Source organism: Segetibacter sp. (assembly GCF_025963695.1).
Lineage (GTDB): Bacteria > Bacteroidota > Bacteroidia > Chitinophagales > Chitinophagaceae > Segetibacter.
Genome location: NZ_JAOQAH010000050.1, coordinates 1 through 13,347 on the forward strand (window position 1 = coordinate 1; position 13,347 = coordinate 13,347).

Genomic DNA, 13,347 nt, shown 5'->3' on the forward strand with positions numbered 1-13,347 from the left:
TGGCAATCAATAGCAGATTTATGTGATTTTGATAATGCGAAGTACTTCGATCCACATAGTTGATAGCCTTCGCAACTCTTATTTTAAAAGCACAATTGTGTAGCAGAGTGAAGAGTGGGGGTAGGTACTGATTGACCGGCTGGAAAAAAATGAATAATCCTTAACCGAACCTTGCCGAAATTTCGGACCTTGAGTGAACATTTAGCTTACTGTAAATTTTGCGTATATGGGAGAATACAGTATCAATACTGATAAAACATTGAGCGGCTATTTCTTTATAAGAAAGTCCTTTTATTATCAGCTCCAATAATTCCTTTTCGCGGTTGGTGAGGTTATACTCTTCCCAGCTTTCTTTGGGTGCAGGCTTTCTTGAATAATATTCCAATACTTTACGTGCTATCTTGCCATTCATAATTGCCTCACCAATATGTACTTTTCTTATAGCATTCAAAATTTCTTCGGGCGGATCTCTTTTTAAAAGATAACCTGATGCACCGGCCTTTATTGATTCAAATATGTTTTGCTCATCTTCAAAAACAGTAAGCATAAAAATATTTGTAGCAGGGGATTTTTCTTTCACAACTTTTACACCCTCTATGCCTGTTAAACCCGGCATCTCAATATCCATAATCATTACATCGGGAGTAATAATTTCAACTGTTTGCGAGAGGGCTGTACAATCAGATGCTGTATATACAATTTCGAGATCTTCTGTTTTGCTGATTAGTGTCTCAAGCGCTTTGCGATAAGCAACATTATCTTCTATGATGGCTACTCGTATCATTGCGTATAAAGGAAAACATAATAATAATGGAAGGCAATAGCATATTTATGCTACTTAAAATTGGCTTTAAAGGTTAAGGCGGCACCTTGCCCGGGTTTACTGATAATTTCAAAACGTCCGTTATTTTCTTTTGCCCTTTCTCTTAAATTTTTCAAGCCGTTTCTGTGCCCGTTTATTTTTTCTATACTGAAACCTTTTCCGTTGTCTTTTACTTCAATGCTAAAACTTCTTCCTTTCTGAATAATTTTTACCGAGCAAAACGTACTCTCTGCATGTTTAACTACATTATTTATCATTTCTTTAAAGGCAAGATAAAGACTGGCTCGCTGCTCTAATGATATTTCGGAGTCTTCCGGCTCCTTGTCTGACAAAAATTCGCACCTGATTTTTCGGGCTTCTAAAAAAGGAACTGCGAAAAAACGCATTCTTTCAATCAATATTTCAATGGAATCGTTTTTGGGGTTAATGCTCCAAACAAGATCATCAAGACTATTTATAGTACTAAGGGTATTTTGTTGAATACTGTCAAGATAACTTCTATTGTCTTTTTCGCTTTTTGCAAGCTCTGAATATATATTGATGCTGCTAAGTGTTGCCCCGATATCGTCATGCAGGTCGCTTGAAATTTTTCGGCGAAATTTTTCAAGCTTTAAAATTTGCGAAATACGATAATGATAAAATGCATAAAGAAGACTTGCCACTGCTAATACAACCAATAATTTAAACCACCATGTCTCATACCAAAAAGGCAATACGGTTAAGTTAACACGTAAACTTCTAGTGCTCCACTTACCATTGTTGTTAGAAGCCTGCACCACAAAAGTATATTTGCCGGGTGGTATCTTGGGATAACGTACCTCATTTACATTTTTTAAAAAGAGCCATTCTTTATCTAAGCCCTCCAGTTTTACTTTGTAGTTATTTTTGTCGGGGGCAGCAAAACTTAGAGCTGCGAATTTGAAAATAACAGCATTGTAGCCGGCAGGAAAAGTGTATGATGTATTTTTATAAGTATTGCTGGTAGTGTCTCTGTTGCCATTATTAGCGCCGATATAAGTCAATACAACTTTTGCATTATAAGGATTAACCGCAGTTAGCGAAGGATTGATACTTACAATACCATTAATTGTAGAGTAAAAAATAAGCCCGGTATTACTTTTATAGCCGGCGTATGCATTAAATTCATTATCAGGAAGCCCGTCCTGGGTAGTATACAACTGTATGTTTCCGCTTTTAGTATCCAGTAACCCCAGTCCGTTGTTGGTCGATATCCATAACCTGCCATCATCGTCGGGAAGGACAGCATACACCGCATCGTTGGGTAACCCATTTGCGGAAGTATAAGCCTTGAAAATTCTCTTTTGCTTATCAAACCTTTGCACGCCCGCACCATACGTACTTATCCAGATATACTTACCATCATCATACGCATTTTTAATATTCTTTGCAGGCAGTTCATATGGATAATTTTTTCCGGGGACAAAGTTTACGAAGTTGTTGCCTGACGGATAAAATATGCTGAAACCATTTTTTGTACAGATCATAATATCCTTCTCCTTTGTAAAAGACAAATCCAACAAACGGTTGTCTACGGGTGCCTGAGACAGCTTTTCTTGATTCTTCTGATATTGTTTTAATACGTGACTTTTATAGTTCCATTTAAAAAAACCTTCAGTAAAGGAGGCTATATAGGCAATAGAGTCGTTGCTGACCAAAATGTCGGTAACAAAAAATGTATCTAATACGTTAAGTTCCTTGTATGACTTTAACTCTTTTACATTGTTGCCCGGTTGGGTTATTTCGTAAAGATGAATTCCCTTGCTAGTGCCTGCTAAAAATTTATTTTCACCGAAGCGAGTAAAATGATAAACAGCAACCTTCTTTTCATCTGTAACTGATGGAATTGATTTTACCTGTAAAGTGGTAGCATTAAAATAATAAGCTCCTCCATACTTTGTACCTATCAACAAGTCGCCATTATAAAGTTCATGAATGGCATAAACAGGATGACCGAAATCGGGTATATTTCTAAAGACATTTTCATAATTGTTAAACATCCGGCTATAAGGAGAGTATATGTTTACCCCCCTGCTTGTAGCTACAAAAACGTTCTTTTCTTCATCCTGCAATAAATCAAATATTGTATTGCTTACAAGATTGTCTTTTACTGAGAGCGACTTTATATTTCTTACAATCTTTCGTTCGTTAATGTCTGCAATTAAAATTCCATCGAGGTCGGTAGCTATCCAGACTAAAGAAGAAGTATTATCAACCCGCAATACTTTCGATGACCTGCTAAAAGCAACCGTATCGCGTATGACCTCTTCAATATCAAAATCATTTTCTGTTTGACTTACCTTGAATAAACCTTTTTCCGAAGTAACCAATAACTCGTTATCCGCGTTATTATAGATGCCACAAACAGATGTACCATGTTTGTTTAAATTCCATTTTTTAAAGCTGTCTGTAGCGCCGGTTTTTCTTACTCTTAACAGTCCTTTCGATTTACTTCCAAACCATATATGTTCCTTTGTTTCAACTACCTCAATGTTTACTGTACCTGGTTGGTTAACAGGAAAGTTGTCGAAATTTTTAATAGTAAACGTTGTTGGATTTATTGAGGAAATACCGTATTCGGACCTCGCCCATATATTACCAAGCTTATCGCAATACAAACCATAAATGCGGTTGCTAGAAAGTTTATTACTATTTTCATCTTCAGACGAAAGCCGTTTAAATTTCTCTGTTCTTTTATCTAAAATACTTATACCACTATTATAGTGTGCCACCCAAATTCTGCCCGTTTTATCTTCACAAATTCCATACACTTCATTTGCAGCAATAGTGGTATTATCATCAAAATGGTAGTAATAACGTTTTACTTCTTTGCCATCGTAACGGTTTAATCCATCGTCTGTACCTATCCATAAAAACCCGTCACTATCCTTAAAGATGACGTTAGCCGATGCTTGAGAAAGACCTTCCTCATTGGTAAGGCGATAAAAATTGATAGAAGACAACCTCCTTTTGTCATCGTGAATAGCAGAGTGTTTATTTCCCTTTTGGCGAAAATGGTTTTGTTGAGTAAATGAAGCAATCCAAAACAATAAAAAAGCTATTAAAACAACAGTGCTTTTCATGCGGTTAGCAGGTTTGTCGTAAAAGTTAAATCATTATTACTATTAAAAGAAAGAGATCGTAAAAGCCTGTTTTACTATCTCACGGGGTGTGGTGTTGAGTAGCCAAAAATTGTGTATCAGCGGTATCAAGCTGAAAGAGAAATACGGGGAGCAAATTGCTGCAACAGGGAATAAAAGGAGACATGCGGAACGAACGCACGTTCCTTTGTGCTATCTTCAGAATGCCTTGGACATAAATTATGGCTCATATAAAGTCAGTTGTTCAATAAAATTAAAATGATGCTTACTATTGGTAATAAAGGCAAACAGGTTTGTATGGCAGTTGATGCAATTAACCGATGAGGGAACGTAAAAACTGTTCTTAACAAGTTGCCTCTTTCATAAAACATATTTCTACTAAATTAGTCAATTGTCCTTCGATTAATACAAATGTTAGGGCTATCTTTTTCTTGTCGAAGCGGTCTTCATGTCCAGGCAGGGTGGGTTGGGGATGAGACCCGCGTTAAAAAAAACGGGGCAGGCTTTGGGATGAACGCAAGCCGGGGCCCTTGGTTTTTCGCAAAGCTTTGGAGGAGCGCCGGCAGGACAAAAACAAAAATAAAATGCCCTGCATTCGCTTGCAAGGCATTTGATATTTTAAATTCTACAGGTTCAGTACCGTTAAAAAGTAGAAGTGTGCGACGCAACCAAAGCACAATAGGAGTGCAATGTTTGTCTCAAAAAAAAACTACTCCCAAAGTTCTCCATTACCTGCGATCCAGTCTTTTACCAATTGGGTTGTTACACTTTTTGGTCTTTCAAGAGCAAAGCCTAAAGCCCTATCCCAGCAAAGACTGGCAAGCACACCTAAAGCGCGACTCACACCAAAGAGAACGGTATAAAACTCATATTCAACCAAACCATAATGAACCAGCAAAGCTCCACTGTGGGCATCAACATTAGGCCAAGGATTTTTAATTTTTCCAAGTGACTGAAGGATGGGTGGAACTGTTTCATAAATATTCCAAACTGTTTGAACTAACGGATCATCGGGCATATGCTTTTTGCCAAATTCCATTTGAGCTGTAAAACGCGGATCGGTTTTGCGCAGCACGGCGTGCCCATAACCAGGTACTACTTTGCCCGAAGCAAGCGTCTTTTGCACATACTCTGCGATCTGCTCATTTGAAGGATTTTCGCTTCCGAGCTCGTTTCTCATTTCAAAGATCCACTTAATTACTTCCTGGTTTGCAAGACCGTGAAGTGGTCCTGCCAAACCATTCATACCAGCAGCAAAGCTTTGGTAAGCATCGCCAAGGGCTGAGCCAACAAGATGAGTTGTATGTGCACTCACATTGCCCCCTTCATGATCAGCGTGAATGGTCATGTAAAGCCTCATAAGTTCGTGAAAACTTTGGTCATCGTACCCCATCATGTGGGCAAGATTACCGCTCCAGTCTAAAAGGCCATCGGGATGTATGTGCTCGTTGTTTTTGTATTTACGTCTATATATATAAGCAGCAATACGTGGCAGACGGGCTATAAGATCCATGGAGTCGTCAAAGGTTGCGCTCCAGTAGTCTTTCTTATTAAGACCTTTTGCATATTGTTTTGCAAAGCAACTTTCTGTCTGTAAAGCCATAATTCCTACTACAAACATCGTCATGGGATGGGTAGACAAAGGCAAGGCATCTATAGTAGCAAAAACGTGGTTAGGAACATGACTGCGACGTTGTAAGATATCTGTTACTGCACTTACATCGGTTGCAGTTGGCAACTCCCCTATTAACATCAGGTAAAACAATCCTTCGGGCAAGGGTTCGCTTCCGCCGTCTGCTTTAGGCAGTTTTTCCTGCAATTCGGGGATAGTGTAACCTCTAAAACGAATGCCCTCCTGCGCGTCCAACAAGCTGGTTTCAGTTACCAAACCAGTTATGCCGCGCATTCCCTGGTAAATTTGTGCAAGTGTTACTTCACCTATTTTTTTGCTACCGTGTTCTTTTAATAGCGCCTTAATTTCTACATTAGCTTCATCGGCCTTTGTTTTAAACCTATCCTTAATTATTCCCATACATGACAATTTTTATTTTAAACAGTAAGTAAAATATGCCGTTAATATCTGATAAACGTCAAATACTCAAAGAGATAAATAAAGGTAAAACAATTGTGTACTTGACCAAAAGTAATGTAAGCCGGCAGGATAAACTATGGAACTATTTAGGTGCTCTTCTGTAAAACCACAGAGCAACGAAAGCAAAAATAATGTTCGGCATCCAGGCTGCAAGAGCCGGATGTAGGTTTCCCTTAGTAGAAAATATAGTAGAAAAACGGTCAGTTAAAATATACATTGCACCGGCAATAAAGCCAATGGCCATATGCACCCCACTCCCTCCCCGAACCTTACGGCTCGCGATCACTCCGGCAATAAGGGTTAGCAAAACAACCGACGCAGGTGTTGCGTCTCTCCTGTTTCGCTCTACCTTTAAAGCGTTGAGCCCTTCAACACCGCGCATTTCTTCAAATTGTATAAAGCGGTCTAACTCGGGCGTTGTTAGTTTATCTTTCGTGTATTCGTCGCGCTTCAGATCAAATGGTTTAAAACTGTAACTTTTTAACAAGGTTGGAGTCATCGTTACTGTTTCATTCAGCCCGTTTATTTTGCGCTCGATTACATTATCGAGCCTCCACTTTTTCGCTGAGGTATCCCAACGAATACTCTCGGCTCTTAAATTGTAATCAACTTTGTTATTGGTTACATGCTGCACAAAAAAATTGGTACCGCTCTTTGAGGTAGTATCGTAATTGATGCCGGCATAACTTGCTGCATCTATTTGCAGGTACAAACTATTTCTATTGGCAACCAGCGGATTGTAAGACGAGTTTTTGTCGATGTAGTTTTCCTGGAAATTGACCCTGATAGCGTTTGCTTTCGGTATTACATACCGGTTGCCTAACCAAAGAATGGTTGCGAGCACAATTCCACTAAAAAAGAATGGTCTTAAAAAACGAGTGAAACTTGTACCGCTTGCCAATACCGCAATAATCTCGCTTCTGCCAGCCATTTTGCTGGTAAAAAATATGGTTGCAAGAAATACGAATAGTGGAAAAAGCAGGGCGAGAATATGAGGAACAAAACCTAGATAATACTCCTTAATTATTTCAGTAAAACTTAGACCAGATCTTACAAAGTCATCTGTTTTTTCACTTATATCAATTACTACACTTATAAAAGCAAAAAGAAATAGAGAATAAAAAAAAGTAAGAAGTAGATTTTTAAGTATGTACCAGTCTATTGTTTTCATGCTTGCGAGCGGAGGGTCAAAGATAGACGGAAGTGTGGATAGAAGGAGAAACAACTTGTTAATTGATGCCAGGCAAAAACAAGTGTCATTTTAGGGTAAAGAAGGAAAGGAACTTTTGGAGACAAACTTTGGGTTCTGCCAGAATCAGTTGTTGCGTCGCATTTCGTTCATCTGTAAATCTTTGTGGAGCTTTCGTTGGTTTTCTCGCGCAAAGCACAGAAGTCGCAGAAAATGAATGTGGAATATTAAGTGCCCTGGCAAACGGCGACACCGGCAACCTTGAATAAGGGTGACCATTTAACACCTGGTCTAAAACCGTTCTTTTTCCGCGAGTTCGGCGCTTTCTGTGAGAAATATTCTTCGTAGCTACTCCCCTTTTCTACCTAAAAATGCCAAAACAGAATCCTTGTAATTTTCTCCAATTGACAGCTCAGTTGAACCTATAAAAACACTCGTCTTTTTTACCGCTGTAATATGGGCCTTTGAAACAATATAAGATTTCTGAATTCGCAGGAACTTTGACGAAGGCAACAACTCTTCTATGTTTTTCATGCTAATGCGGGCAACAACGGGCCTGGCGTTATTTCCCAAATGTATTTTTATATAATCCTTCAACCCTTCAACCCATAGAATATCAGCGTAGGTAATCTTTACGTGACTATAGTCGGCGTTTATAAAAAAATAATCAAGCTTCTCTTCTTTTGATGTTTCTGTTGCTTTATGCTTAAGTTGGTATAACCCCCTCGCTTTGTTGCAAGCTTTTAAAAAACGGTCAAACGGAACAGGTTTTACCAAATAATCTACCACGTTCAGGTTAAAGCCATCTAAAGCATATTGGGAATAAGCTGTTACAAGGATGCACATTGGATTATTTGAAAGACTTTCTATTAATTGTAACCCATTCAACCCCGGCATCTGTATATCCAAAAACACCAGGTCTATCTGTTTTTCCTGTATAATACCAATAGCATCTAATGGATCATCGCAGGTAGCAACTAATTGGAGGTAGGGAACTTTCGAAATATAGTCTTCCATCAATTCAAGAGCTAAATCTTCATCGTCTATAGCTATACACCTAAGCATTAGTGTAGATTTAATTGCAGTGTTACTGTAAAGAAGTTGTCTTTATTCTCAATGGTAAAGGCGTGTTCATTTTTGTATAAGAGGTCTAACCTTCTCTTCAAATTTTGCAAGCCAATACCTGACGTTTTATCCTTAACCTGGGCGATAGAATTATCGTAATAATTGCTAACTCTAAAAGCCAACAAATTACTTTTTGCCTTTAACTCAATATTTATTTCAGAGTTTTGTTTAAAACCTGTTCCATGCTTAAAAGCATTCTCCACAAATGGAATCAGCAGCATTGGCTCAATAAAACAATTCTTGTCGTAATCTTCCATTACCAGGTTAACTTTTACCTTGCTTCCGAACCTTTGTAGCTGCAGGTCAATATAACTTTGCAAATATTCTACTTCTCTTTCGAGTAAAACCTTTTCCTCATCGGTTTCATACAACATATACCTCAATAAAGAAGATAGCTTAAAAAGAGACGGCTCTAGCTGATCTGATTTTTTACGGGCCAGTGTTACCATGTTATTTAAGACGTTAAACATAAAATGAGGACTTACCTGCGAGCGCAAAAAAGCAAGTTCGGTTTTTAGATTTTCAGTTTCCTTTTGTGCAACCAACCTATCTGACCGCAACTTATCGCGAAACATAGTAAAGGCGATACTACAGGCAAGAATAAAAACGCAGGGAAATATATAAAAGAAAACAAATACGCCGAAACCGAAATGTATTTTGGGTACCAGCAGTCTAAAGCTGGCCCAAACTATCAGGGAGAGTAAAGCTAAAACAGGAACGAGCGACAGAACGTATTTAAAGTATTTTTTTCTATAGACAGTTGTAGGAAATATCACATAAGCGTTGAGGTAGAATAAACCAATCCACGTACAACAGTTTACGAGGTACTGGTAAAAAAAGTTGATGTTCTCGGCCTCCCGATGCGCCTGGGGGTTGTTTCCCTGGCGGGGACGAAACAAGGATGGCAATGAAAATAAAACAACCCAAAACAATATGTGAAGTAAGACTGAAACGTATTTCTTAGATAACCACGTTAATTTCATTAAAAAGCAAATTCTTTAAAATCTTCTTGAGATCGGATTGTGATTGAAAGAGCAGCATACGTACTGCTGCCATTTCGCGGGTAGAGGTAAAAAAAAGATTACTGAATCATTGCAGCTTCAGTAATCTTTATATAAGAGTAAGAAAATTTTATTTCTTCGGCATTTCAAAAATTGAAGGGTCAACAGCTTTGTTAACTTCTACTTTTTTTGTACTCATTTTTAAAGCGAACTGCCCCATGTCGAGATTAGTTGTATATGGATAATACAAACCAGCATCTGTCTTCTTATAATCAGAAAAATCTGTTGTGATTGTAATATCCTGTCCCATTGCATTTCCTTTTCTAAGCGCTCTTGTAACAAAATAACTAGTAGGATCGATGTAAAAAGTTGTTTCGGCGTTTTCTTTGTTCGTGTATTTAATCTTAAAAGCTTCAGCAGTGCCCACTTTTTCTTTACCTAATAATTCTACTTTTCCACCTCTTGCTGCATAATCGTACAAAGGAGCAATAAAGATCTGGTCTTTTCCTGATTTGTACATTTCGTCTGGTATTGCTGTTGGCTCAGTTGAACCTCCAAATGGATTTACTGCCCAACCACCTTTGTCGGTAATAACATTAACGATTTGCTGACCATTAAAATCAGATTCATTTCTGTATCCCTTTCCAACCAGGAGTGTTGTTTTTGAAGCCGCTTCATTTCCCATTACTTCCATCGTATTTTCTGTATAAACAGAAGTAACCTGGGCCAGTTTTTCTTTACCACCTAACGCAGCTATGTGTTTTGCAATTATTTCGTCTGCAGTTTGTGCATTTACCAATGCCACGCTTAGTAAGGCAGTTAGAGAGAGAAGGATTTTTTTCATATTATTTATTTTTCATTTAACAATTCAATATACAGTAGTTTAAAACAGCTCGATCTTTTAATAAGTTAATTTAATAATCCTGGTAGTGGTCTTCCAGTCCTTGCTTATCGTTGCAATTTGCACATCTTTCCCGGCTGAACTAGAACAAAAAGTAAAAGTGTGCGACGCAACGAAGTATCAAAAAGGTGTTGCTGCCCCGGAACATGAAAAAGAACTTATAAACAGGTTAATTATTGGCCCATTTGCATGGCATCCTGGTTACCGGTACTTTTCAGGTTTTGACGTTTAAATAATGATATGTCCATTTTTCCGAAACGGTAGCTCAGATTAACCCTTACCATCTGGGGATTGTTGAGGCGATAATAATCCTGGGTAAAATAAATACTCTCAGAATGTTGATCTTGCTTCCGCGTTCTAAACATATCGCTAAAGCTTACACTAATTGTAGCAGCATTGTTTTTCAGGAACGTCTTTCTTACAGCAAGGTCCATTCCCCAAAAAGGCCTGATGTAACCCTGAGAAGAACTTTGCGCCTGTCCGAATCCACCACCAAAACCTCCGCCCTGACCGCTGCTAACAGGAAGATTTGTTTTGCTCTGGTACTCTGCTGACAACTGAATTGTAAAGGCTTTAGGTAATTTAAAATTGCTATTGAACTTTCCAAACCAACTGACAATAGCATCTTGTGAGGTACCTAATATGTTATCGGTATTTATTTTTGACTGATACAAATTAAGGTTGGTAGTTACATCCCACCACTTGGCAATGTTGTTAACAGAAGTTACTTCGGCACCGTAAGAATAGCTGGAATTGGCATTGATAAAGGTGTTGATGATATCTTGCTTTCCGGTAAAAGGATTAAGGTCTTTATTAAGATAACGGGTAATAAGATCGGTAGAATGCTTGTAATAAATAGAACCCAGAATATTATTGTTGCCTTTGAAAGTCTTGCTATAGCTCATCTCGTAAGAGCTGGTAAACTCAGGAACCAGGTTAGGATTACCTCTTGATATATTCAAACTATCGGTATAATCGGTAAAGGGAATTAGCTGGAAGAAATTAGGACGGTTGATGCGACGTGTGTAACTCCATTGCAATTCTTGTTTGTTGCTAAACTTCTGGCTTAAAAACAAAGACGGAAACAAACTAATTGGGTACTTGTTGCCAAATTGCTCCCCGGTATTTGTCAATTCTCCCTGGTATTCCGAGCTTTCGCCACGTAGGCCAATTTGATAACCGAAGTCTTTGATAGCGCTTTTTACACTTATGTAAGCAGCATATACATTATCGTTGTTCTTATAGTTACTGGTACCTGCAGGAATCTTTACCATTGCACCGTTGGGAATACCTCTGAAGTTATCATTGTTGTTTGAAATATTACGCAGTTGCATTCTTAATCCGGTCTCTAACTTCGTAACAGTGCTGAGGGGATTGGTATAATCAGTTTGAACGGTTACAAACTCGTTGGTTCCTTCACCTACAATCTGCTGTAACTGGGTATTGCCAATATTTTCTGCCTTATAATAATTGGTAGTATAAATTGAGTTGGCAGAGTTCTTACCTGAGAAGTAGTTTGCGTCGGCAGTTAACTGTTCGCCTGCTTTAGGCAGGTTATAAACGTAACCAAACTGCAAACCACTTGCGTTAAAAGTCCTCGATCCACTTGTTAAGCGTTGACTATACATACTTCTTTTTAGTCCGGCGTTGAATAAGCTGTCGGTAGTTATATCAATGGTTTCAGCAGGATTAAACTGTCCATGTACTTTAATACCCGACACAGACAAAGTAGCCCTGTTGGTAACATAGTAGTCGAGGCCTACTTTTCCAAAAACAAAGGCACCTTTTGTTCTGTTGTCATTATTTTGAAACACGTGTGTTTGCGTGTCTCCGTAGTTTAAGCGGTTTGTTGTACCGGTAGTTTTGTTGCGCATCTGGTTCATCATAACGGCTGCAGTAAAGTTTAGTTTATTTTGTCTCATGCTAAAATTACCGCCTGCGTTTACGCCACCCCTTCTGTCAACACCAGCCATCAGGTTACCGTTATAACCAGATTGCTTATTCTTTTTTAATACAATATTTAAGATACCTGCATTACCGCCTGAAGCATCGTATTTAGCTGAAGGGTTTGTAATTACTTCAACAGTTGCGATAGCATCTGCGGGGATTTGGTCAAGGCTTAAAGTTGTTGGACGGCCATCAACATAAATTTGAGGAGCAGCATTACGCAGTTTCACATTACCATCCACATCCACCTGCACAGAAGGAACGTTGCGCATTACATCTACTGCAGTTCCGCCTGCGCTTACAATGTTCTTTTCAACACTAAAAACTTTTTTATCAATATCCAGTTTTAGTCCGCTGGCAGTTGAGGTAACGGTTACATTTTCCAACACCCTTGGCTCTGCACTTAATTGAATGTTACCAAGATCTTTTACAAAAGAATTTAGCATGCCGCTCATTGCAGACATTTGTCCTGCAGGGTCACCGGCTGCTTTCCCTGTTGCCGGCGCCTCCATTTTCATTTGAAAAGCAACCGGCTTTTCTACAGACTTAAACCCGATTGCAGATATTTTCAATTTCAAACCACCAAAAACCGGCAATTCGGCAAAATTAAATTCTCCGTTAGATTTCGTTACGATAGCCTTTAGTAAAACATCTTTTCTTTTTTTAGTTACCGTATCCAAACGGTTTACCAACATTACAACAGACGCGTCAGCGATCGGCTTGCCTAAACTGTCTGTTAATTTTCCGTATACATTACCTATTGACGGCGGAGCCTGACCTGGCTTGCCTGCGCCGCCCATAGGAAACTGCGCGAAGAGTTGTGTTGTAAGGAAAGTTGCAATTGCGAGGAAGTAAATTTTTATCATGCGTTTGGTTTTGAACCTTTTTTTATTCTAACGCAAAACTACCCGCGATAATATTTTTTGCAACCAACATGAGACGACGTACCCCTAAAATGCGACGAAAGCACTAAAAACGTGGTGAAAATGTAAAGCTCATAAACGAAGGAATATTTGGTTACCGGCAATTGTACCTTATTAAACTTTGGTTGTGTCACTCACTTGTACAATTGTTTTTTATGGAGCATTTTCAGTTGATATTTCCGCAAGCGCTTTTTTTTTGCGACCGTTCACCACATGGGCATATAGAT

General features: G+C 38.6%; 8 protein-coding genes. All 8 read right to left on the bottom strand.

Translation table 11 applies throughout. From position 1 onward, the window contains the following. Nucleotides 1-160: 160 nt before the first annotated feature. Nucleotides 161-784 (bottom strand): response regulator transcription factor, encoded by a 624-nt coding sequence (locus tag JWR87_RS08650; RefSeq protein ID WP_297818366.1) that lies wholly within the window; start codon nucleotides 782-784, stop codon nucleotides 161-163. A 50-nt stretch (nucleotides 785-834) separates the two neighbouring features. Continuing rightward, nucleotides 835-3,924, bottom strand: coding sequence for a sensor histidine kinase (locus JWR87_RS08655; protein ID WP_297818369.1), 3,090 nt, complete (start codon nucleotides 3,922-3,924; stop codon nucleotides 835-837). A 727-nt stretch (nucleotides 3,925-4,651) separates the two neighbouring features. Continuing rightward, a complete protein-coding gene (locus tag JWR87_RS08660) occupies nucleotides 4,652-5,974 on the bottom strand; it encodes a citrate (Si)-synthase, eukaryotic (protein WP_297818372.1) in 1,323 nt (440 codons plus the stop codon). 142 nt (nucleotides 5,975-6,116) lie between these two features. Further along, on the bottom strand, nucleotides 6,117-7,205 hold the full coding sequence (locus JWR87_RS08665; RefSeq protein ID WP_297818375.1) for an LptF/LptG family permease: 1,089 nt from the start codon (nucleotides 7,203-7,205) through the stop codon (nucleotides 6,117-6,119). A 366-nt stretch (nucleotides 7,206-7,571) separates the two neighbouring features. After that, a complete protein-coding gene (locus JWR87_RS08670) occupies nucleotides 7,572-8,288 on the bottom strand; it encodes a LytTR family DNA-binding domain-containing protein (RefSeq protein WP_297818377.1) in 717 nt (238 codons plus the stop codon). After that, nucleotides 8,288-9,331: a histidine kinase gene (locus JWR87_RS08675; RefSeq protein WP_297818379.1), complete on the bottom strand. Its 1,044-nt coding sequence runs from the start codon at nucleotides 9,329-9,331 to the stop codon at nucleotides 8,288-8,290. The genes JWR87_RS08670 and JWR87_RS08675 overlap by 1 nt, the downstream gene beginning before the upstream one ends. Nucleotides 9,332-9,479: 148 nt before the next feature. Continuing rightward, on the bottom strand, nucleotides 9,480-10,193 hold the full coding sequence (locus tag JWR87_RS08680; RefSeq protein ID WP_297818382.1) for a hypothetical protein: 714 nt from the start codon (nucleotides 10,191-10,193) through the stop codon (nucleotides 9,480-9,482). A gap of 230 nt (nucleotides 10,194-10,423) precedes the next feature. Next, nucleotides 10,424-13,063, bottom strand: a complete 2,640-nt coding sequence (locus JWR87_RS08685) for a TonB-dependent receptor (RefSeq protein WP_297818385.1) — start codon at nucleotides 13,061-13,063, stop codon at nucleotides 10,424-10,426. Nucleotides 13,064-13,347 lie beyond the last annotated feature (284 nt).